Here is a 22,053-nt window from a genome sequence, read left to right on the forward strand (position 1 = left end):
ACGGCGGCGGGGACATGCATCTGAGGGAGGACGGAATTCATGGCGGGCATCCACGCGCTCGATCGGTTGATCGGCAACGACTATCCGGAACTGTTGACGGACGAGGAGGTCCGGGCGTTCGAGCAGGTCCCCTACGCCGACCGCGTCGCGGCCGAGAGCACCTATGACGCCATCAGGCTTGGTGCCGAGCGCAATCCCGACGGGGCGGCGATCCAGTTCCTGCAAAATGCCGATCCCGCCGACGCGCCGCTGGTCGTCACGCACCGCGATTTCATCGCGCGCGTCACCCAGGCCGCCAACATGTTTCACGCGCTCGGCGCCGAGAAGGGCGACGTCATCAGCTTCATGCTGCCCTTGGTGCCGGATGCGTTCGTCACTCTGTTCGGCGCCGAGGCCGCCGGCATCGCCAATCCCGTCAATCCGCTGCTCGAGCCGCACCAGCTCGCCGAAATCCTGGAAGCTGCGAACACCAAGATACTGGTGGCGCTCGGGCCGATGCCGGGCACCGACATCTGGCAGAAGGTCGAGCAGATCCGCCCGCATCTGAAGCATCTGAAAGCCATCGTGCAGGTGTTCGGCGGCGGCGATCCGGCCAATGGCATCTTCGCCTTCAGCGACCTGATCAAGCAGCAGCCGTCGGATCGGCTGGTCAGCGGGCGCAAGATTCGCGGCAGCGACATCGCAGCCTATTTCCACACCGGCGGCACCACGGGTACGCCCAAGCTGGTGCGGCATACCCATGCCAACCAGGTCTATCAGGCCTGGGCACTCAATCTGCTGTTGAAGGGCAAGCCCGGCGCCAACCTGCTGTTCGGCATGCCGCTGTTTCACGTCGGTGGATCGCTGACCCAGGTGCTGACGACGCTGTCGGGCGGGGGCTCGCTGGTCGTGCTGTCGCCGAGCGGCTGGCGCAACCCGAATGCGGTGAAGAACATCTGGCAGCTCGTCGAGCGCTTCAAGCCCGAAGCGCTGTCGAGCGTGCCGACCGTGCTCGCCGCGACGCTCGCGGTGCCGCCGGGGAATGCGGATATCTCGAGCCTGAAATATGCGGCCGGCGGCGGCTCGGCGATTCCGGTCGCGGTCGGCTCGGCGATTCAGGAGACGCTGAAGCTGCCGGTGGTCGAGGTCTACGGCATGACCGAGACCTCGAGCGTGCACACGCTCGCTTATCCGGGCCGGCCGATCCGGCTCGGCTCGGTTGGCCTTCCCATGCCCTATGCGCGCGTGCGCATCGTGCAGCTCGACGCCGACGGCCGCCTGATCCGCGACTGCAAGCCGGACGAGATTGGTGTCGTCATCATGGCCGGGCCCGGCGTGTTCGGCGGCTATCTCAACGACGAGCACAACAAGGGTGCCTTCATTGACGGGGTCTGGGTCAATTCCGGCGATCTCGGGCGGCTCGATGCCGACGGCTATCTGTGGATCACCGGCCGCGCCAAGGATCTCGTGATCCGCGGCGGCCACAACATCGATCCGGCGCCGATCGAGGAGATCATGTTCCGCCATCCCGCCGTCGGCTTCGCCGCGGTGGTCGGCCAGCCCGACGCCTATGCCGGCGAATTGCCGGTAGGCTACGTGCAGTTGAAGCCCGGCGCAAAGGTTGAGCCGGGCGAGCTGGAAGCCTGGGTGCGCGAGCGCACCCCGGAGCGCGCCGCCGTTCCTGTGCAGGTCATCCCGATCGATCCAATGCCGGTGACGGGCGTCGGCAAGGTGTTCAAGCCGCAGCTGCGCTGGGACGCGGCCGCGCGCGTGTTCACCAAGGTGCTGGCGCCGCTGGTCGAGCGCGGCATCGATTGCAAGGTGAAGGTCGGCCCGCACGGCAGCCACGGCTCGATCGCGACCGTGACGCTGACGGGCCTGCCGGCTGGGCAGCGCGAAGCGGTGGAGGGGGAGGTGCACGCACTGCTCGCACCCTTCGTGATGCGCCACGAGGTGGTGCAGGTGTAGGTCCGCGCCTGCGGGGCGAGGGCTGACTGCATTAGCTATAAGCCGCGATCGAGGAGTTTATGTGATGGGCCTCACATAGAAAAATTTGGCTTTCATCGACGCTCCGAATAGTCTCAGGGAATTGCATCCGAGGGGGCTGCAGTGATTCCGTTTCGGCTATTTGGTTTATTGATTTTTGCGACCTTACTGGCCTGCGGATCGGCACACGCCGATCGGCGGGTCGCGCTCGTCATCGGCAATTCCGCCTACAAGAGCGCGCCCAAGCTCACCAATCCCGCGAACGATGCCACGCTGATTGGCGGCATGTTCAAGAAGGCGGGCTTCGATTCCGTCGACGTCAGGCTGGATCTCAGTGCGAGCGAGATGAGGCGCATGTTGCGCGAGTTCGCCGGCAGGTCACGCGATGCGGACATGGCGGTGATCTACTATGCCGGCCACGGCATCGAGCTCGACGGCAACAATTATCTCATTCCGACCGACGCGACGCTGGAGACGGATGGCGACGTTCTCGACGAAACCATTCCTGTCGAGCGCGCATTGTTCGCGGTCGAGCCGGCCAAGCAGCTGCGCCTGATCATCCTCGATGCCTGCCGCGACAACCCCTTTGCGAAGACGATGAAGCGCACGCTGGCCTCGCGGGCGATCGGACGCGGCCTCGCTAAGGTCGAGCCAACCAGCCCGAACACGATGATCGCCTTCGCCGCGAAGGCCGGCTCGACCGCATCCGACGGCGATTCTCGCAATAGTCCGTTTGCTGCCGCGCTGGTCGAGCACCTGCCGAAGCCGGGCCTCGATCTGCGCAAGGCGTTCGGCTTCGTGCGCGACGACGTGCTCAAGACCACCGGCTACAAGCAGGAGCCTTATGTCTATGGCTCGCTCGGCGGCGACGACGTGCCGCTCGTAATGAAGCCGGCCGCAACCGGTCCGCAGGCAAATCCCCAGGACGCGGTTCGCAGGGACTACGAGCTCGCGCTCCAGCTTGCGACGCGCGATGCCTGGGAAGCCTTTTTGGCGACCTATCCGGACGGCTTCTATGCCAGCCTCGCCAAGGGGCAGTTGAACAAGATCGGTGCCGAAGAGACGCGTCTGGCTGCCGAGCAAAAGGCCAAGGCGGCCGAGCAGGAAAAGGCAAGGCTGATCGCCGAGCGCGCCCAGAAAGCCGAGCAGGAGAAGGCGGCTGCTGCGGCCAAAGCCGCTGAAGAGGCGCGGATCGCTGCGGAGAAGCAAAAGCAGATCGAACAGGCCAGGGCGGAAGCGGCCGAGCAGCAGCGCAAGGCCGCCGAGGCGGCGGCCGCGAAAGCGCTGGCCGAGAAACAGGCGGCAGAGAAGGCCAAGGCCGAGTTGGCGGCCAAGCAGGCGGCAGAGAAAGCGGAGCAGGCTGCAAAGCCGGCCGCCGATCGGCAGATGCCCGAGGTCGAGAACCAGAAAGTGGCCGCGCTCGCGCCCGGGCCCGGGCCGAAGACGACCTTATCCCCGGCCGAACTCACGAAATCCGTGCAGAGCGAATTGCGCCGCGTCGGTTGCCTGACCTCGTCTGCGGAAAGCGAGTGGAGCTCGGCCGCGCAGCGCTCGCTGACGCTGTTCAACAAATATTCCGGCACCAAGTTCGACGTGAAGCTGGCCAGCGTCGACGCACTCGATGCTTTGAAGGCCAAGCCGGGACGGGTTTGTCCGCTGGTGTGCAATTTCGGATTCAAGGCCGACGGCGACCAATGCGTGAAGATCACCTGCCGGGCCGGTTATCGTGTCAACGACGATAACGAATGCGAAAAGGTGCAGGAGAAGAAGCCGGTTGCGACGCGCGAGAATTCCAGACCGCGAGACGATGAGCGGAAGGCAAGCGAGTCCGCGCCGTCAAAACCGCAGGCGACCGGTCAGGTCTTTTGCAACAGTGCAGGGTGCCGGCCGGTCCGGCAGGGTTGTCGGCTCGAGACGTGGGGCAATAGGACTGCCGGCCAAACGGCCGGCGGCGGCACCAGCATGGTCGAAGTCTGCAACTGAGCTGGTGATTGCCCGCCTGCTACCCCGCAGGCATTCGTGTTTCCACCAGCCGCGCCCAGAACGAGGCGCCGTGACCCAGAATGTTGTCGTTGAAGACGTAAGCCGGGTGGTGACACTCGTTGCCGTCGCCCATGCCGACCAGCACCATCGCGCCGGGGCGTGCTTCCAGCATGAACGAAAAGTCCTCGGCGCCCATCATCGGGACGAACTTGTCGTTGACGCGCTCAGTGCCGACGATGTCGCGCGCGACGTCGGCGGCGAGTGCGGCCTCGCGGGCATGGTTCATCGTCACCGGATACATCCGCGTGTATTTCGTTTCGGCCGAGCCACCATAGGCGCGGGCGATGCTGTCGGCGACTTCGCCGATGCGGCGTTCGACGAGATCGCGCACTTCGGGGTCGAGCGTGCGCACGGTGCCGGCGAGCTCGGCGACCTCCGGGATGATGTTGAAGGCGGTGCCGGAGTGGAATTGTGTGATCGAGATCACCGCCGATTTCAGCGGATCGACGTTGCGCGCCACGATCGATTGCAGCGCGTTCACGATTTGCGAGCCGATCAGCACGCTGTCGACAGATTTGTGCGGACCGGCGCCGGCGTGGCCACCCTTGCCGCGGACCGTGATCTGGATGTTGTCGGAGGAGGCGAGCATCGCACCCGGCGTGGTGGCGAAATGGCCCTCGGGCAGGTTCGGCATGTTGTGCATGCCGTAGACCTCCTGGATGTTCCAGCGCGTCATCAGTCCGTCCTCGACCATCGCCTTGCCGCCGCCACCGCCTTCCTCGGCGGGCTGGAAGATCATCACGGCCGTGCCGTCGAAATTGCGCGTCTCGGCGAGATATTTGGCCGCGCCCAGCAGCATCGCGGTGTGGCCGTCATGGCCGCAGGCGTGCATCTTGCCGGGGACCTTCGAGGCATAAGACACGCCCGACGTCTCCATGATCGGCAGCGCGTCCATGTCGGCGCGCAGGCCGATGGTCTTGCCGGAGGCCGACTTGCGGCCGCGGATCACGCCGACCACGCCGGTGCGGCCGATGCCCGTCACCACCTCGTCGCAGCCGAATTCGCGCAAGCGATCGGCGACGATGCCGGCGGTGCGGTGGACTTCGTAGAGCAGCTCGGGGTTCTCGTGGAAGTCATGGCGCCAGGCAGCCATTTCGTCGGAGAGGGCGGCGACGCGATTGACGATGGGCATGAGGGAATCCGCTTTCTGGTTGTCGTTTGTAGGGTGGGTTAGCCCCGATGCGCAAGCGCATCCACTTGGCGTAACCCACCACGATTTCCGTGGGAGCGAAAGAGGTGGGTACGCCCAGCGGACTGCGCTTCGCGCAGGCCGCAAGGCTAACCCACCCTACGATCCTACGCTTCCCCGAACACGCGCCTGAAGATCGTGTCGACGTGCTTGAGGTGATAGCCGAGGTCGAACTGCTCCTCGATCTCGGCGTCGGTGAGATATGTCTTCACCTCACTGTCCTTCTTCAGCAGCTGAAGGAAGTCGCCTTCGCCGCGCCAGACCGGCATGGCGTTGCGCTGCACGAGCTTGTAGGCGTCCTCGCGGCTGGCGCCCTTCTGCGTCAGCGCCAGCAGCACGCGCTGCGAATGCACGAGGCCGCCGAGGCGGTCGAGGTTCTTTTGCATGTTGGCGGGATAGACCAGCAGCTTGTCGATCAGGCCGGCGAGGCGCACCAGCGCGAAGTCGAGCGTCACGGTGGCGTCCGGGCCCATCATGCGTTCGGCCGAGGAGTGCGAGATGTCGCGCTCGTGCCAGAGCACGACGTTCTCCAGTGCCGGCGTCACATAGGCGCGCACCATGCGGGAGAGGCCGGTGAGGTTTTCCGACAGTACCGGGTTGCGCTTGTGCGGCATGGCGGAGGAGCCCTTTTGTCCCTCCGAGAAGAACTCTTCGGCCTCGAGCACCTCGGTGCGCTGCATGTGGCGGATCTCCACGGCGATGCGCTCGATCGAGGAGGCGATCACGCCGAGGGTCGAGAAATACATCGCGTGACGGTCGCGCGGGATCACCTGGGTCGAGATCGGCTCCGGCACCAGGCCCATGGCCTTGGCGACATGCTCTTCGACGCGCGGATCGATCTGCGCGAAGGTGCCGACGGCTCCGGAGATCGCGCAGGTCGCGACCTCCTTGCGCGCCGCGATCAGACGTTCCTTGGCACGGGTGAATTCGGCATAGGCATAAGCGAGCTTGAGGCCGAAGGTCACGGGCTCGGCATGGATGCCGTGGCTGCGGCCGATGGTCGGCGACATCTTGTGCTCGAAGGCGCGCTTCTTCAGCGCGGCCAGCACCTTGTCGAGGTCGGCGAGCAGCAGGTCGGCGGCGCGGGTGAGCTGGACGTTGAGGCAGGTATCGAGCACGTCGGAGGAGGTCATGCCCTGGTGCACAAAGCGCGCCTCGGGGCCGACGATCTCGGCGAGGTGGGTGAGGAAGGCGATGACGTCGTGCTTGGTCTCGCGCTCGATCTCGTCGATGCGGGCGACGTCGAAGATGGCGTCCTTGGCCTTGGCCCAGACCGTCCGGGCGGCCTCCTTGGGGATGCTCCCGAGCTCGGCGAGGGCGTCCGCCGCATGCGCCTCGATCTCGAACCAGATCTTGAACCGGGTCTGCGGCTCCCAGATCGAGGCCATTTCCGGGCGGGTGTAGCGGGGGATCATGGGGCGGCTCCAGGAAGGTGGGCGGGCGGTCCCGAGAACGGCGGCGCCGGCCAAAATGCTTTTTACGCCGTGATGTAACAGAGCAGGCAGGGCGAAACAAACGGTCTGGGCCCCGGAAGAAGGGCATCGCCGACCTTTCCACCGGACCGGCCGGCCGGGATGGCGGCGCCTGGCCGCAGATATTAACTGTCAATCACGGATCATTGACTGACAGATATTGAAATTTGTCAGCGGGACGTGTATATCCGTTCTCGGACGCTCCGATTGGGCGTCCCGCGACAAGCCCCGGGGAGCCCGACATCCGAGCCACGCTCGGATCGGAGGGCGGATTGAAGAGCGGGGACCGCGGACGAATGGAGACTTAGACAATGACGACCGAAATCCTCAATTTCACCGGCGTGATTGGGCATTGGCTCAATTTGCTGGTGGCGCGCCAGATCGCGGCGCAGGCTGCAAAACTGCCGCATTAAGGCATAGGCTTTCCGAAACGACCGGCCAGGGCGCTTCGGAAGCAGCCCTACTGCCGGAGTAAACTGAGCCCTGAACGGGAACATGGTGCTGGCATGAATGAAGCTGTTGTCTTGACGCCGGAGCGGATCCTCGAAGTCACCGAGGACGTGCTCAGGCGTTACGGACTTGCCAAGGCCACCGTGGTCGACGTTGCCCGTGCGCTCGATGTGAGCCACAGCAGCGTCTACCGTCATTTCCCCAGCAAGGCCTCGCTGCGCGAGGCCGTTGCCAAGCGCTGGCTGGACCGCATCGACGCCCCGCTGCTGGCGATCGCCAGGGAGCAGGGCTCGGCGCCCGACAGGCTCGACCGTTGGCTGCGCACGCTGTTCGCGGCCAAGCGTTCGCGTGTGCTCGACGATCCTGAAATGTTCGAGACTTATCTGACTCTGGCGCGTGAGGCCTGCGCGGCCGTCAAGTGCCACAAGGACACTATGATCGACCAGATCGCCGCGATCCTGACCGACGGCGTGCAGCAGGGCGAGTTCGCCGTAGGCGACATCAAGGTGACCGCGCGCGCGATCTTCGATGCGACCGTCCGCTTCCACCATCCGGCCCATGCCGAGGAATGGAAGGACGCCGATCTCCCCGCGCGCCTCGATGCGACGCTGGCGCTGCTGCTGCGTGGGCTGAAGGCGGCCTAAGGCCGCAGAACCCGTTCAGCCCTGGGTGCTGTCAATCAACCTCGCGTTTTCTGGAGAGCGGCGCCGTCGCGGGGCAAGGGTGCGGATGCCGAATGTCTGCGCGTGTGGAAGGCAGGATCGGACGATGGCACGACCGGCGGACTATCCGGATAAGCGTTGACCGCGATTTCGACGGCATCCTTCGATCGCCTTCGAAGCCGGTAGAATGTCAGCTCCTGATCGAACATCGGGCAGCGAAAGTGGACGATGGCGGTGTCCGGCAGACGGCAAAGTTCGTCGATGAGCTCGCCTACTGTGATGATGGGGGGATGGTCGACTGCTTTGGGGTGACCCTTACTCATGACCCTTTACTCCTTGTCTGCCGTACTAACCGGAGCCGGATCGGAACCGTTCCAATTTCGTTCGGCAGATTGAGGATCGCGAGGGATGAGCCTGTGCGGCAGCTTTGCTGCTAGATCCTCGTCAGCCCGCAGGTCGCGGCGAGCCGCACCAGCTGCGCATCGGTGCGCGCGCCGGTCTTCGACTTGATCAGGTAGTGATAGTTCTGCACGGTCTTGACGCTGAGATTGAGATGCGCCGCGATCTCTTCGGTGGTGGCGCCGCCGGCGAACTGGCGCAAAATCTCGATCTCGCGCTCGCCCAACTGGTCCAGCACCGAGCCGGTCGGCGACAGGCTGTCCTCCGCCAGCACATGTGCGATGTCATCGCTCATGGCGCGCTCGCCGCGGGCGACGCTGCGAATGGCGTTCACGACCGCGGACGGCTCGCTGCTCTTGGTGACGAAGCCGGAGGCGCCAGCGCCGAAGGCCGCCTTCACCAGCACGGCCTCATTGTGCATGGTGAAGACGAGAATGCGGGCCCGCGGGCTGCGGGCGCGGATGTTGCGGATCGCCTCCAGCCCGCTCGCGCCGGGCATCGAAATGTCGAGCACCACCACGTCGGGGTCATGCGCCTTGAACGCGCCGTAGGCGTCGGCGGCGTTGTCGGCTTCCGCCACGACATGCAAATCGCCCTGGCTCTCCAGCACGCGCCGATAGCCTTGCCGCACGATCGGATGGTCGTCGACCAGCAGCACGGAGATGCCTGTTGCCGCCACCTCGTTCATTCCGGCCTCATGCAGCGAGCGGAATGGTGGCGGCGATGCTGAGGCCGCGGTTCGCGGGCAGGATCGACAGCGATCCGCCGGCGGCCGTGACGCGCTCGCGGATTCCGGTGAGGCCGAAGCCGGCCGATTGCGCGACACGCTCCGCATCGCCGCCGCCGTCGTCCTCGACGCGGATCAGCAGCGCATCGTCCTCGCCGGCGCGCCGCTCGACGCGGAGCGAGATCTCGCGCGCTGCACTGTGGCGCAGCGCGTTGGTCAGGCATTCCTGTGCGACTCGATAGGCGGTGGTGGCGGCCGGGCCGCTGATATCGGTGAGGTCGCCCCTGAGATCGAGCTGGATCGCCGGCCGCGCGGCGCTGTGCGAGCGCCAGCTGTCGACGAGATTGACCAGGCTCGCCTCGAGCCCGAGCTCCTCCGGCAGCGGATTGCGCAGCCGGTTCAGCGCGTCGCGCAGCGAAGCCATCAGATGGTGCGTCGCCTGCGAGATCATGCGCGCGTCTTGCGCGATCCCATCATCCTTGTGCCGCTTCGTGCTCGCCGTCTCGATCGTGTTGGCGAAGGCGAGAATGGCGGACAGATTCTGCCCGAACTCGTCGTGCAGCTCGCGGGCGAGCGCGCGGCGCTCGTCGTCGCGGATCTCGATCAGGCGGCGCGTCAGCGCGGCGCGCTGCTCGGTCGCTTCCTCCAGCCGGCCGCCGAGCTCGCCGACGGCGCTGCCGATCATCGCCAGCTCCATCGAGCGGAAGCGCGGCAGCCTGGTGCGATACTGACCGCGCGCCATGCGCTGAAGCGCGGTGACGATCGCGCGCGCCGGCGCCAGCGCGTGCGCGATGGCGAGCGAAGCAAGCAGGGCGATCGCCGCCGCCATCAGCAGCGCGACGTCGATGACGTTGAGGACGTAGTCCCAGGCGAGCGCGATCGCGGCGGCCGCATGGGGCGTCGCAACGACGGCGCCGGCGGCTGCGGCGCGGGGACTGACGGGCCGCACCACCTCGGCGTGGCTGCCGAGGAAGCTCGGCACGATGGCGGCGAACCAGCGCGGCGGCGTCTTGCCCAGCCCCTCGCTCTGGCCGCAGAGCGGCTTCTCGAAGGCCGCCGCGGGCTGGAACTCGACGCAGACGCCGGGCGAGATCAGCTTCATCGTCTCCAGCGTGCGCCACTCCGGAACCGGCAGGAGATGCTCGCGCGCCCTGCTGCTGCGCAACAACAGCTCGCGCCAATACAGCGCCTGAAGCGCCTGCGCGACCCGCTGCGCCGACGCCGCCGTCGCCCGATCGACGCTGCGATAGGCATCGAACGTGGCCCATACGGTCGCGGCTCCCAGGCACAGCGCTACGATTAGAAGCAGGCGAGCTACAAGCTGAAGCACGAGGCGCATGCGATCACCCCCGACGTTTGCTAAGGTCAGCCTAACAACGCCGCCGTGCCTTGCCAATCGCAGAACGCTAGGGATTGCAGCTCGGGCAAATTTCCCAAGCCGGATTGGGCATGGGTCTTTGGACCTGAAGCGGCGGCTTTGATCTAATCGGTGAGGACACGTTGCAGGCCGGCGCCTGCAAGCCAGGAGCGGTGCAGCATGAGTTCGATGACGATTGGACCAATCGCAAGCCAGGCTGCCGATCCATCCGAGCGCAGCGCGCTGCTGTTCTGGATGATCTTCACCGGGCTGTCGATCTTCGCTGTCGTGCTGCTGTGGCGCTTCGGCCTGATTCACCTGATGCTGACCTCGGATCGCACCTACATTTCAGCGGTGATCGCGGCGCTCTACGTCCTCACCTGCGGCCACTGCTTCCTGCGGACCCGGGCCATCGCGCGGGAAGGGGCGGCGACGCGGCGCTGCCGCGCGGTGCTGTCGGCAGCGGGCGGCAGCAAGGCGCTCGATGCGAGCGCCGTGGCGCTGCCGCGCGGTCTGGTGCGCGACCACATCGAAAGCCTGGTGACCAAGGCCGCGGCGCAGGACTACCGGCCGGTCGACCAGACGCTGCTGCTACGTAATCTCGCCGATCGCTTGCGCGGCTCCAACGGGTTCGGCGCCTTCGTCTCCGATACGCTGATGAAGCTCGGTCTGCTCGGCACCATCATCGGCTTCATCATCATGCTGGCGCCGATCGCGGGGCTGGACGCCGCCGACAAGGTCGCGATGCGCTCCTCGATGGGCTTGATGAGCGACGGCATGGCGATCGCGATGTACACGACGCTGGCCGGCCTTGTCGGCTCGATCCTGATCCGCATCCAGTACTACATGCTCGACGCCGCGACCCAGCGGGTGTTCTCGGACGCGGTGGTGCTGACCGAGACTTATGTGACGCCGGTGCTGGAGCGCAAGGGTTCGGGAACGCCGTCATGATGGATGATTTCGGTCTCTATCCGCGCGAGGAGCCGTTCGACCCGCTGGGCGTGATGCTGTTCAAGGCGCTCCAGGTGATCGCCTTCCTGTTCTTCCTGGCGCTGCTGGCGGTCTCCCCCGACGCCAAGGACGGCAAGATCGATTCCAAGGCGGAGTTCATGATCACGCTGGACTGGCCGGACAACCACCCCGACGATCTCGACCTGTTCGTGCAGGATCCCGCCGGCAACATCGCCTGGTATCGCCACCGCGAGGCCGGCTTCCTCACGCTCGACCGCGACGACCGCGGCGGGGCCAACAATTTCATCATCGTCAACGGCAAGAAGATCGCCTCGCCGATCCGCGAGGAGATCGTCACCGTGCGTGGCATCCTCGCCGGCGAGTACGTCGTGAACGTCTCGCATTTCGTCGCCACCACGGGCGAGCCTGTGACGGCCGGTGTGAAGGTGCAGAAGCTCAATCCGACCGCGCAGGTGATCTTCGACAACAAGTTCACGCTGGACCACACCGGCGACGAGAAGACCGCGGTCCGATTCCGGATCGATGCGGAAGGCAAGGTCGTCGATGTCGATCAGCGGCCGAAATCGCTGTTGGAGACGTTCCGCAGCAGCTGGCGCAACGGCGGCGATCTCGATGCCAGGACCGGTGTGAGCAGGAACGCTACGAGGGTACGCCGTGAGTAACCTGCAAACGGTCATCCTGACGCTATCGGTCGCGTATGCCGTCATCGGCGCGCTGCTGCTGGTCGTTCTGGTCTATGCGCGGCTGCACTGGTCGCTGAAGGCGGTCGCCGTGGTCGTGACCAGCACCTTCTACATCGTCAGCTTCACCGAAATGCGCGGCCTGCTCGGTTGGGCCAGCACGGAGCGGCTGCCGACCACCTTCAAGCTGCTGAAGGCCCGCATCGTCGAGCCGCATTCGCTTGAGGGCGATCCCGGCTCGATCTATCTCTGGGTCGAGGCGCTGGACGAGGACAATCGCCCGAGCGGCATCCCGCGCGCTTTTCGTGTGCCCTACAATGACCGGCTGGCCGACAAGACCCACGCCGCCGAGAACGAGATCGCGGCCGGACATCCGCAAGGAGGGCGCGCGGCGGATTTCGGCGGCGGCGACGGCAGCCTGATCGACTTGGTTCGAGAATATGTGACGCCGAAGACCATCCTGGAGACCAGCGGCGGCGATTCCTCGACCGGCGAGTTCACTGCGCCGCCGGCCGGTGCCCAGGACGCGGTGTTCACGCCGATTCCGCCGCCCCGGATGCCGCCGAAGGACGAGCAATAGGCCCATCACCATCATCGTAGAGCAGCGCTGGCAAACGGCCCAGTGCTGGCGCATCCTGTTGACCTCCCTCAATTTGGCCTCATCGGCCCCGAATAAGAATTTGAGGGGTGGAGGGTGCGTGCTTCTCGCTGTCTTCTCGGATATCCATGGCAACAGGCAGGCGTTCGAGGCCTGCCTGAAGATCGCGCATGCGAAGGGCGCAGAGGGCTTCGTCCTGCTCGGCGACTTCGTCGGCTATGGCGCCGATCCGGAATGGGTGGTGGACACCGCGATGGAGCTGGTCGCGCAGGGTGCCGTCGCGGTGCGCGGCAATCATGACCAGGCGATCAATTCCACGGCCGAGACGATGAACGCCGAGGCGCAGATCGCGATCGAATGGACCCGCGGCCGCCTCGACACGGCGCAGCGGCGGTTTCTGGCCGAATTGCCGATGCAGGTGGAGGACGATGGCCGCCTGTTCGTGCATGCGGAAGCCTCGCATCCCCAGCGCTGGCACTATGTCCGCTCGACCGTGGACGCCGCCAAGAGCCTGATTGCGACACGGGCCCACGTCACCTTTTGCGGCCACATCCACAGGCCGGCGCTCTATTCGATGTCGGTGACGGCGAAGATGACGAGCTTCGTGCCGAAGACCGACGTCCCCGTGCAGCTCCTGCGCGGACGGCAATGGCTCGCCGTGCTCGGCTCGGTCGGCCAGCCCCGCGACGGCGATCCGTCGGCGGCCTTCGTGCTGTTCGACACCGAGTCGTGCCAGATCACCTATTGCCGCGCGCCCTATGACGTCGAGACCGCAGCGAGCAGGATCCGCGACAACGGCCTGCCGCCTTGGCTTGCCGACCGCTTGTTGCAGGGGCGCTGACGGATGCCGAAACCCCTGGTCAAGTCAGGCGCGGAGATCGACGGTTTTACGATCGGCGAATGCGTTCATGCCGGCGGCATGGCGACGCTGTGGACCGTCACCCATCCCGGCATCGACGTCCCCTTGCTGATGAAGATCCCGCGGGTGTCGGAGGGCGAGGACGCCGCCGCGATCGTTTCCTTCGAGATGGAGATGATGATCCTGCCGCGGCTGGCGGGGCCGCACGTGCCGGCCTGCTTCGGCACCGGTGATTTCGCCCGCCAAGCCTATGTCGTGATCGAGCGCATTCCAGGTGCCACGCTGTACAAGCGGCTCCCCGACCTGCCGCTGCCCTATGACGAGGCGCGGCAGCTCGTCGCCAGGATCGCCACGGCGCTTGCGGATCTGCACCGGCAGAACGTGATCCACCACGACATCAAGCCGAGCAGCATCATGTTCCGCGAGAGCGGCGAAGCGGTGCTGATCGACTACGGCCTGTCGCATCACAACCACCTGCCGGACCTGTTGCAGGAGGAATTCCGCCTGCCTTACGGCACCGCGCCCTATATGGCACCCGAGCGGCTGCTCGGGGTGCGCGACGATCCGCGCAGCGATGTGTTTTCGCTCGGCGTGCTGCTCTATTTCTTCACCACCGGCGAGCGGCCGTTCGGCGAGGGCGAGACGCTGCGGGCGATGCGGCGCCGGCTGTGGCGCGATCCGCATCCGCCGCGGAAGCTTCGTGCGGATTATCCGCCCTGGCTTCAGGAGGTGGTGTTGCGCTGTCTGGAGATCGAGCCGGTGTGGCGCTATCCGACCGCGGCCCAGCTTGCCTTCGATCTCGCTTATCCGGACCAGGTCAAGCTCACCGCGCGCTCGGAGCGGGTGAAGCGCGATTCCCTCGGCATCGCCTGGCGCCGGCGCTTCAACCAGGGTGTCATGGCGCCGCGCGCGAAATCGGATGTCGCAGCCCAGATCGCATCGAGCCCGATCCTCGCCGTTGCGCTCGACACGGCGGAGGGCGCTCCGGAGCTGAACGAGGCGCTGCGCGTGACCACCGAGCGCATCCTCGCCACCTTGCCCTCGGCGCGGCTTGCCTGCGTCAACGTGCTCAAGCTGAACCGGATTGCGATCGATCGGACGTTGGACGAGCAGGGCTCCAACAAGCATATCGATCGTCTGGTCGCGCTCAGGCATTGGGCAACGCCGCTCAAGCTGGACGAGAGCCGGCTGTCGGCTCATGTGCTGGAGGCGGTCGATCCCGCCGCCGCGATCCTGGAGTTTGCCAAGGCCAACCAGGTCGACCACGTCATCATCGGCGCGCGACAGAGCTCGTTCCGGCGCATGCTGCTCGGCAGCGTGTCGGCCAAGGTGGCCTCGGAGGCGAGCTGCACCGTCACCGTGGTGCGGCCGCCGCGATTGGCGGGGGACGGCGGCGGGCCGGAGGCCGGCGAAGGTTAGGCCGGCCGGGGCGATTTGCGGGCCGGATCAGGCCGCGTGGACGGCAAACGCGCGCTTGCGGCGGATCGGCCAGGCGAATTGCGGTCCCGGCTCGCCGTGATCGGCGCTGCCGCCGAAATACTGGATGATCTCGCGGCAGGGCTCGCAATTGAACAGGTTACGCGACGCGGACGCCTTGGTCATTTCCTTCAGGCAGTTCGGGCAATGCGGTTTCATGGGTGGTCCGGAAAGGAGTCTCAGTGTCGGCGCGGCGAGCCAAGCGAACGGTCGAGGTCCGAATTGTCGAGCCCGGCATCGTCGTCCAGCGTGCCATCGGCGCGCTCGAGGCGGCCGAAGAAATAATCGAGGCTCGGATGCGGGCGCCGTGGAATCCGGCACCGGCGCTTCGGCTGACGCCTCACGAGTGCGATCTGCATGGACGTCAGCCCCTGGTGCGGTCGCGGCGGATGTTGCGGGCCGGACGTGCCGGGGCCTCGACCGGTCCGGCCGAGGGACCGAACACCACAAACGCACTGAAACCAATCCACAACGCCACGCCAGTCCAAACCAGGGTCGTCGTCATGATGTGCTCCCGCGAAACAGGCAGGAATCACTTGCAGTGATTTGCGCGAATCAGGGAAGTCCGGATGAGTACGGACCAAGGCTACAATTTTAAGCTTTGCGCCTTGCAGAACCCGTGGAAGCCGCAGTTCTTCCCGCGTGCGACCGACGTACTTTGCCGGTGCGCGCATGATCGAGGATATCCCGGATGCGCCTTGCGTCTCGAACACAGCGAAACCCATAGCGCCCGGTGTAGTCGGTATCGGGCGAACGGGTCGAGCGCCCTGACGCAAAGTTCAGGTGGCCGACGCCGCCGCCGATGTCGAGGATTTCGAACACTTCATCCATGGCGTCGAACGAAGTAGCGGTCACGCTGCGTCTGCTCCAGGCCGTGCGCACGATCAGCGCGCGGCGGTCGGTGATCACATAAAGCGTCTGCAGGTCTTGCAGCAGCATCACGAACGGAGCTGCAATCATCCCAACTCCAATCATTGCCAGAGGTTGGGTCGCTTGGTCGATCCAATCGTTGCTGACGGCGATGACGGTCAGCAACAACCAGGGAAATCCGATCCACCAGAGAAATCGCCACATTGTCGCGTTGGCGATGGCGTCGGGCTGCCCCTGCCAGACCACTTGCTCTCCATCCTGAAGGGACTCGGCGAGAAGACGAAGCAGGCCGGCAGTAAACGGAGTGGCGCGGAGTTTATCCATTCCACTTGGTCGTAGCGGCCGCGGCTCCGGTTCGGATAGCGATGATCTCAGATCGCCTCGCCGCGTGCCCCAAGTGCCGCGTTGCGGATCGCGGCGATGTTGGTCTTGTAGGCCTCCTGCGTGCCGCCTTTGAACACCGAGGTGCCCGCGACGAAAGCGTTGGCGCCGGCCGCGGCGAGCGCACCCGCAACATCGGGGCCGACGCCGCCGTCGACCTCGATATCGATCGGGCGGCCCGCAACCATCGCGCGGATGTCCCGGATCTTGTTGATCGCGGAGGGGATGAAGGCCTGGCCGCCGAAGCCGGGATTGACCGACATCACCAGCACGAGGTCGACGAGGTCGAGGACGTATTCGAGCGCGCTGATCGGCGTCGCCGGATTGAGCGAGACGCCGGCCTTCTTGCCGAGCGCGCGGATCGCCTGGAGCGAGCGGTGCAAATGGGGACCTGCCTCCGCGTGCACGGTGACGTGGTCGCAGCCGGCCTTCGCGAAGGCCTCGAGATAGGGATCGCAGGGCGAGATCATCAGATGCGCGTCGAAGATCTTCTTGGTGTGCGGGCGCATCGCCCTGATGACGTCAGGGCCGTAGGAGATGTTCGGAACGAAGTGCCCGTCCATCACGTCGAGATGGATCCAGTCGGCGCCCGCGGCGTCGACGCTGCGCACCTCCTCGCCGAGCTTCGAGAAATCCGAGGCCAGGATCGAGGGCGCGATGGCCAGGGGGCGGGGGGCGAAAGCTTGGGTCATGGCGCGTTTTCCCGGGGGCGTACGGACGACGAATGGCCTCGCCTAACATGGGCCCTTGTGCCGGGCAATGCAGGAGGGCGGGCTTCCTGTGGGCGGAAATTTCTGCCGCCGGCGGCATGAATTGCCGATGTTCCCGCGGCCTGCACGACCCGACGGATGCGGAATTCGTTGAGATTTTCGCGATGGCACGGCGCTTGCTGACTTCAGCCGCAGAACATTGGTCGCGGCATGCCGCATCCTGTTGGAGTTGTGCAATGTTGTTCGCCCTTGGTGCGGTATCGAGCGCGCTCGACGCGATCCAGTCGCTGACGAACGCGAAATCGTCGTCGGCGGCGCACAAGTCGGGCTCCTCGCAGAGCGCGCCGACCAATCCGTTCGCAACCGACAGCGGCAGCAGCACGACCGGCGCGACCTCATCGGTCAATGCAGGTAAATATCCGCAGATCTCGGCGGAGACGATGAATGCGCTGTTCGCGGCGCAGGGCCAGTCGGCCAACGGCACATCCTCGTCGTCGAAGAGCCGGGAGGCTGCGCTGAAGGATCTGTTCTCGCAGATCGACGCTGACGCCGACGGCAAGATCACCAAGTCCGAGTTCGAGGACGCGCTCGGCGCGGGCGGCACCAACCTGGCCCAGGCCGACGACGTGTTCTCGAAGATGGACGCGAATGCGGATGGCAGCGTCAATCTCGGCGACATGACGAAGGCGCTGAGGGGCGGTCACGGCCGTGATCACGCGGAAGGCGCGGGCGATGGCTCGGATTCCTCGTCGCAATCCAGCCGCGGCTCGACGTCGACCACGACGACCAATGCCGACGGCTCGACCACCACCACCGTCACCTATGCCGACGGCTTCAAGATGTCGACCACGGTGCCGGGCGCCGCCAGCTCGTCGAATGCGAAAAGTGGCGGCAATTCGCCTTATGATTGGTTCGGGCAGATGATGCAGCGCCAGGCGCAGGCCACTGCGGGATCAGCAGCTTCATCGATGTCGATCAGCGTGTGAGCGCGTCCCGAAGTTACCCGGCAAGTTCGTGCGTGATGTCACGACAGGCATAGCGGTCGCGGATCTCGCGATTGAAGAACGTTCCTTTTGCGCGCGCATCCCTGAACGCAGCAGCGATCTCGGGCGGAACATCCTCATAGACATAGAGGCGCCCGCTGACGAACGTCACCTTCAGTTCGCGTCTCTCTGGCGCATAGCGAAAAAAGCGGATCACGGAAGAGGGCATGGCCGCGCACCTTGTCCGCCGGGTAACGCTTGGGTGACGGTTTCGTTTCTAGCCGAACCGGTCCTTCCAAGCCGCCTGCGCGCCCGGAAACGGTAGGGCCGTCGCGCTGTAGACGCCGCGGGCGATCGCGCGGGCGACCACGTTGGCGGCGATCGTGCCGAGCTCGGTGAGGCCAACCAGCGGCTCGATCGGCTTTTCGCACGTGGCGGCGGCGAACAGCACGTCGCCGTCGGTCGGCGCATGCACCGGATAGATCGCGCGGGCGAAGCCGGTATGCGCGATCATCGCCAGCCGCTTGGCCTGGGGCTTGGTCAGCACCGCGTTGGTCACGACGGCGCCGATGGTGGTGTTCTCGCGCGCGCTCGCGGCAGGACCGCCCTTGATGCGCATGCGGAGCATGTCCTCGGTGAACTTGTCCGGCAGGCCGCGTCCACCGAATTCGCTGTCCACCTCGAACGGCGCCGCCCAGAACCACGGGCCATTGCCGACGGTGACGCTGCCCACGGCGTTGACGGCGACGATCGCCGCGACCTTGATTCCGCTCGGCGTCACGGCCGATGCCGAGCCAAGCCCGCCCTTGAACGTCGCGGTGGTGGCGCCGAAACCGGCGCCGGCGCTGCCAAGCGCGAAATCCGCGCTGGTGGCGGCAGTCGCCGCGGCATAGCCGAGGTCGCGATACGGCGAGAAGCGTCCCCAGGCCTTGTCGCCGCCATTGAGCAGGTCGAACAGGATCGCCCCCGGCACGATCGGGATCAGCGCTTCGCGAACCCGGTGGCCGCGGCCCTGCTCGGCGAGCCAGGCCTGCACGCCGCCGCCGGTGTCGAGGCCGAAGGCCGAGCCGCCCGACAGCGCGATAGCGTCGACGCGCTCGACCGTGTTGGCGAGATCGAGCAGTGCATCCTCGCGCGTGCCGGGGCCGCCGCCGCGCACGTCGATCGCGGCGATCGCAGGAGAATCGAAGATGATCGCGGTCGCACCGGAACCGACTTTCGGATCTTCGGCGTGGCCGACCCGGACGCCGGCGATATCGGTGAGAAGGTTCTTCAAGGCGGCCTCGTGTTTGAGAATTCACGATCTGCGATAGCGCAGCAATGCCGCAGGCTCAACCGGCGAGCGCGGTCCTCAGCATCTTGGCGAGCTCGGACTTGCGGTAGGGCTTGGCCAGCAGCAGCACGCCGGAATCGAGCCGGCCGTGATGGACGATGGCGTTCTCGGTGTAGCCCGAGGTGAACAGCGTCTTCAGGTCGGGGCGGCGCTTGTGGGCTTCGTCGGCCAGCTGGCGGCCATTCATGTTGCCGGGCATGATGATGTCGGTGAACAGCAGGTCGATGGTCTCGTCGCTGTCGATGATATTGAGCGCCTCGGCGCCGTTGGCGGCCTCGAGCGCGGTATAGCCGAGGCTCTTGACCTGCGTCACGACATACTGCCGCACCAAGGCATCGTCCTCGACGATCAAGATCTTCTCGTTACCGCCGGTGATTGGCGCATTCTGGAGCGATTCGAACTCGGTCTCCTGCACACCGGTCGAGCGCGGCAGGTAGATCTTCACGCTCGTGCCGTGGCCTTCCTCACTGTAGATCTTGATGTGCCCGCCCGATTGCTTGACGAAGCCAAACACCATGCTGAGGCCGAGGCCAGTGCCCTTGCCAACCTCCTTGGTCGTGAAGAAGGGATCGAATACCCGGTCGATCAGCTCGGCAGGAATTCCGGTGCCGGTGTCGCTGACCGCGATCATCACGTAATTGCCGGCAACGACGTCGGGGTTCATGCTGGCATAGCCGTCGTCGAGGAAGATGTTGCGGGTCTCCAGCACCAGGGTGCCGCCCTCGGGCATGGCGTCGCGCGCGTTCAGCGCGAGATTGAGGATCGCGGTGGAGAGCTGGCCCGGGTCGACCAGTGTCGGCCAGGCATCCTCGGTGAGCTGCGGCATGATGGTGATCTGCTCGCCGAGCGTCGGATGCAAGAGCTTGGCGGCTTCGAGCGCCAGTGCGTTGACGTCGATCTCGCGCGGCTGCAGCGGCTGCTTGCGGGCGAAGGCGAGCAGGTGCTTGGTCAGCTGCGCGCCGCGCTCGGCGGCGTCGTCGATCAGCTTGGTGATCGCGGCAAGATCGGGCCGGTCGGCGACCGCGTCGCTGAGAATGCCGATCGTGCCCGTGATCACGGTCAGCACGTTGTTGAAGTCGTGGGCGACGCCGCCGGTCAATTGGCCGATCGAGTCCATTTTCTGGACCTGCCGGAGCTGGGCTTCGGCGGCCTGCTTGTCGGTGAGGTCGCGGCCAATGAAGAAGTGGCGTTTCACCGGCTCGGACCAGGTGCCCATCCAGTTCAGCGTGACCTCGTGACCGTCGTAATGGTAGTAGCGCGCCTCGAAGCTGCGCTTGACCGCGCCGCGACGGGCCGCCCGCATCTCGCTCCGCGTCTTCTCGAGGTCGTCGGGATGGATGAACTCGATCGCGCTGTGCCCGACCATGTCCTCGGGGCTGTAGCCGAGAATGTTCTGCACGCTCGGGCTGACCTGGACGAAATTGCCGTAGCCGTCGGTGACCAGGATCAGGTCCTGCGATGTCTCGAAAATCCGCTGGCGTTCCTCGGTCTCGCGGCGCAGCTTCTCTCTAGCCTGCTTTTCTTCCGTGATGTCGTGGGCGATCTTGGAAGCGCCGATGATCTCTCCATCGTCGGTCCGCAGCGGCGAGACGTTCAGGACGACGTCGAGCGGGCGGCCGTCTTTGCGGATTCGGACCGTCTCGTGCTGGGCGATCGATTCATTGCTGGCGATCTGGTTGAGGGTGCTTCTGATCTCGCCCTTGCGATCCGGCGGCACGATGATGTCGATCGGCTTGCCGACGGCCTCGGCGGCGGAGTAGCCGAATAGGTTTTCGGCGGCCTTGTTCCAGCTGGTGATGATGCCGTCGAGCGACTTGGTGATGATCGCGTCATTGGAGGATTCGACCACGGCGCCGTACAGCGCGAGGCGCTTGCCGAAATAGTCGCGTTGCGAGGCCGATTGCTGGCGCAGCTTTCCGACGAGGCCCACTGTATGCGCCTGGAGGCGGACATTCTCGATCAGAAGCACCGCGAGCACGAAGGTCGCCGCGGCGAGGCCGTAGAGCCGGCCGGCATAGAATCCGAGATCGAAGCGCGCGACGTTGACGATCGCCGACAGGGCGATGTCGAACAGCCAGGCGCACATGACCACCATGAGCCAGATGTCGATTACCGTATGTGGCCTGCGGAACCAGAGCGAGACCAGCGCGGCAAAGCTCAGCGACCACACGAAGGACACGACGCCGATCATGGTCGCCGTGTAGCGGCCCTCGCTCAACAGGACCGGCAACAGATCGTGCTGCGCGGTGACGATCCAGGCGAAGACCGCCATCGCGGCGACGACGCCGAGCCCGCAGGCATAAATCGCGGTGCTTACCGCGCCGCGGATCCGGGGCCCACCGTCTTTCTCCTTCAGCCAGGCATATGCCATCACGCAGAGCGGAAAGCCGGCGTGCCAGATCATGTAGAGCCACACCGTGGTCTGTCGGCCCGCGCCCAGGAGTCCGGTCGGGGTGAACAGCCCTGGGAAGGTGAGGGCATGAACCAGCGCCGCCGCGGCGGTGAAGAGATAGCCGCTGGCGAGCCACAGCAGCGCGCGGGTGCGCAGGATCGCAAATTGCGACAGCAGCAGCACTGCCGTGACGATGTCGCTCACGGCCAGCGCGGATTGATAGCTGGCGACGAAGGCTGGCACCGGCAGGAGCGGGGTACCGGCGAAGGGCACGGCTGCGGCGAACAGGAGCGAGGACACACCGACAATCGTCAATGCTGCAGTGCGGTCGGCCGACGTGGCCGGCAGGGTCGACAGAAATGTGCTTCGGTCGATCGGCGCAGGCACGTCCATTTCGCGCGAGTAGATGGGCTTGAGCATCTCCGCTAGTCTCATTCGCCGGCAGTCCGTTTATCGTAGCGGGTTCTGGGCGCAGGTGGTCACGGAACCGGTTTACGACTCAACCGAGGGTTACAGCTTACCTAATTTCGGTGAG

22 protein-coding genes are annotated in these 22,053 nt (G+C 65.6%); 9 read left to right on the forward strand and 13 right to left on the reverse strand.

The features are described from left to right. Window positions 1–39: 39 nt before the first annotated feature. Window positions 40–1,947 carry an acyl-CoA synthetase gene (locus I6F21_RS16040; protein ID WP_225139779.1) on the forward strand — a complete coding sequence of 636 codons (1,908 nt, stop codon included), beginning with the start codon at window positions 40–42 and terminating at the stop codon, window positions 1,945–1,947. Between the two features lie 168 nt (window positions 1,948–2,115). After that, a complete protein-coding gene (locus I6F21_RS16045) occupies window positions 2,116–3,948 on the forward strand; it encodes a caspase family protein (protein WP_225139780.1) in 1,833 nt (610 codons plus the stop codon). Window positions 3,949–3,967: 19 nt separating this feature from the next. Here the strand turns inward: I6F21_RS16045 and I6F21_RS16050 are convergent, their stop codons facing one another. Then, window positions 3,968–5,140: a M20 aminoacylase family protein gene (locus I6F21_RS16050; RefSeq protein ID WP_036012899.1), complete on the reverse strand. Its 1,173-nt coding sequence runs from the start codon at window positions 5,138–5,140 to the stop codon at window positions 3,968–3,970. 164 nt (window positions 5,141–5,304) lie between these two features. After that, a complete protein-coding gene (purB, locus tag I6F21_RS16055) occupies window positions 5,305–6,612 on the reverse strand; it encodes an adenylosuccinate lyase (protein ID WP_225139781.1) in 1,308 nt (435 codons plus the stop codon). Between the two features lie 563 nt (window positions 6,613–7,175). On the opposite strand from purB, the gene I6F21_RS16060 reads away from it, so the two are divergent. Next, window positions 7,176–7,763, forward strand: coding sequence for a TetR family transcriptional regulator (locus I6F21_RS16060; protein ID WP_225183339.1), 588 nt, complete (start codon window positions 7,176–7,178; stop codon window positions 7,761–7,763). Between the two features lie 35 nt (window positions 7,764–7,798). Here the strand turns inward: I6F21_RS16060 and I6F21_RS16065 are convergent, their stop codons facing one another. The 3 genes from I6F21_RS16065 to I6F21_RS16075 form a co-directional block, all read right to left on the reverse strand. Continuing rightward, window positions 7,799–8,104, reverse strand: a complete 306-nt coding sequence (locus I6F21_RS16065; RefSeq protein WP_074448241.1) for a hypothetical protein — start codon at window positions 8,102–8,104, stop codon at window positions 7,799–7,801. Window positions 8,105–8,214: 110 nt separating this feature from the next. Beyond that, window positions 8,215–8,868, reverse strand: coding sequence for a response regulator transcription factor (locus I6F21_RS16070; RefSeq protein ID WP_036027820.1), 654 nt, complete (start codon window positions 8,866–8,868; stop codon window positions 8,215–8,217). 7 nt (window positions 8,869–8,875) lie between these two features. Continuing rightward, a complete protein-coding gene (locus I6F21_RS16075; protein WP_036027819.1) occupies window positions 8,876–10,246 on the reverse strand; it encodes a histidine kinase in 1,371 nt (456 codons plus the stop codon). A 198-nt stretch (window positions 10,247–10,444) separates the two neighbouring features. On the opposite strand from I6F21_RS16075, the gene I6F21_RS16080 reads away from it, so the two are divergent. The 5 genes from I6F21_RS16080 (at window position 10,445) to I6F21_RS16100 (ending at window position 14,792) form a co-directional block, all read left to right on the forward strand. Beyond that, window positions 10,445–11,215 (forward strand): MotA/TolQ/ExbB proton channel family protein, encoded by a 771-nt coding sequence (locus I6F21_RS16080; RefSeq protein WP_057029496.1) that lies wholly within the window; start codon window positions 10,445–10,447, stop codon window positions 11,213–11,215. Beyond that, entirely contained in the window at window positions 11,212–11,898 is a 687-nt protein-coding gene (locus I6F21_RS16085; protein ID WP_036012886.1) for a hypothetical protein, read from the forward strand. Before I6F21_RS16080 ends, I6F21_RS16085 begins: the two co-directional genes overlap by 4 nt. Then, window positions 11,891–12,496 carry a hypothetical protein gene (locus I6F21_RS16090; protein ID WP_036027815.1) on the forward strand — a complete coding sequence of 202 codons (606 nt, stop codon included), beginning with the start codon at window positions 11,891–11,893 and terminating at the stop codon, window positions 12,494–12,496. The genes I6F21_RS16085 and I6F21_RS16090 overlap by 8 nt, the downstream gene beginning before the upstream one ends. A 118-nt stretch (window positions 12,497–12,614) precedes the next feature. Further along, window positions 12,615–13,355, forward strand: a complete 741-nt coding sequence (locus I6F21_RS16095; protein ID WP_057029497.1) for a metallophosphoesterase family protein — start codon at window positions 12,615–12,617, stop codon at window positions 13,353–13,355. A gap of 3 nt (window positions 13,356–13,358) precedes the next feature. After that, a complete protein-coding gene (locus I6F21_RS16100; protein ID WP_225139783.1) occupies window positions 13,359–14,792 on the forward strand; it encodes a bifunctional serine/threonine-protein kinase/universal stress protein in 1,434 nt (477 codons plus the stop codon). 27 nt (window positions 14,793–14,819) lie between these two features. Here I6F21_RS16100 and I6F21_RS16105 read toward each other — a convergent pair whose 3' ends face one another. From I6F21_RS16105 to rpe, 5 genes are all read right to left on the reverse strand, one after another. Continuing rightward, window positions 14,820–15,008, reverse strand: coding sequence for a hypothetical protein (locus I6F21_RS16105; RefSeq protein ID WP_109143246.1), 189 nt, complete (start codon window positions 15,006–15,008; stop codon window positions 14,820–14,822). 20 nt (window positions 15,009–15,028) lie between these two features. Then, window positions 15,029–15,208 carry a hypothetical protein gene (locus I6F21_RS16110; RefSeq protein ID WP_036012879.1) on the reverse strand — a complete coding sequence of 60 codons (180 nt, stop codon included), beginning with the start codon at window positions 15,206–15,208 and terminating at the stop codon, window positions 15,029–15,031. Window positions 15,209–15,213: 5 nt separating this feature from the next. Then, on the reverse strand, window positions 15,214–15,354 hold the full coding sequence (locus I6F21_RS16115) for a hypothetical protein (protein WP_167361692.1): 141 nt from the start codon (window positions 15,352–15,354) through the stop codon (window positions 15,214–15,216). A gap of 89 nt (window positions 15,355–15,443) precedes the next feature. Beyond that, window positions 15,444–16,043: a hypothetical protein gene (locus tag I6F21_RS16120; protein ID WP_225114379.1), complete on the reverse strand. Its 600-nt coding sequence runs from the start codon at window positions 16,041–16,043 to the stop codon at window positions 15,444–15,446. A gap of 47 nt (window positions 16,044–16,090) precedes the next feature. Further along, entirely contained in the window at window positions 16,091–16,792 is a 702-nt protein-coding gene (gene rpe / locus I6F21_RS16125; RefSeq protein WP_036012875.1) for a ribulose-phosphate 3-epimerase, read from the reverse strand. Window positions 16,793–17,046: 254 nt separating this feature from the next. Here rpe and I6F21_RS16130 point away from each other — a divergent pair, with 254 nt between their 5' ends. Continuing rightward, window positions 17,047–17,796, forward strand: coding sequence for an EF-hand domain-containing protein (locus I6F21_RS16130; RefSeq protein ID WP_225139784.1), 750 nt, complete (start codon window positions 17,047–17,049; stop codon window positions 17,794–17,796). A gap of 13 nt (window positions 17,797–17,809) precedes the next feature. Here I6F21_RS16130 and I6F21_RS16135 read toward each other — a convergent pair whose 3' ends face one another. From I6F21_RS16135 to I6F21_RS16145, 3 genes are read right to left on the reverse strand one after another with little or no spacing between them, the layout of a single operon-like run. Then, window positions 17,810–18,022, reverse strand: a complete 213-nt coding sequence (locus I6F21_RS16135; protein ID WP_036027804.1) for a KTSC domain-containing protein — start codon at window positions 18,020–18,022, stop codon at window positions 17,810–17,812. A 48-nt stretch (window positions 18,023–18,070) separates the two neighbouring features. After that, window positions 18,071–19,069 (reverse strand): P1 family peptidase, encoded by a 999-nt coding sequence (locus tag I6F21_RS16140; protein WP_128264564.1) that lies wholly within the window; start codon window positions 19,067–19,069, stop codon window positions 18,071–18,073. A gap of 55 nt (window positions 19,070–19,124) precedes the next feature. After that, window positions 19,125–21,938 carry a PAS domain S-box protein gene (locus tag I6F21_RS16145; protein WP_036012869.1) on the reverse strand — a complete coding sequence of 938 codons (2,814 nt, stop codon included), beginning with the start codon at window positions 21,936–21,938 and terminating at the stop codon, window positions 19,125–19,127. Window positions 21,939–22,053 lie beyond the last annotated feature (115 nt).

Origin of the sequence: Bradyrhizobium sp. NBAIM03, assembly GCF_020194055.1 — a bacterium.
Taxonomy (GTDB): Bacteria; Pseudomonadota; Alphaproteobacteria; order Rhizobiales; family Xanthobacteraceae; genus Bradyrhizobium; species Bradyrhizobium yuanmingense.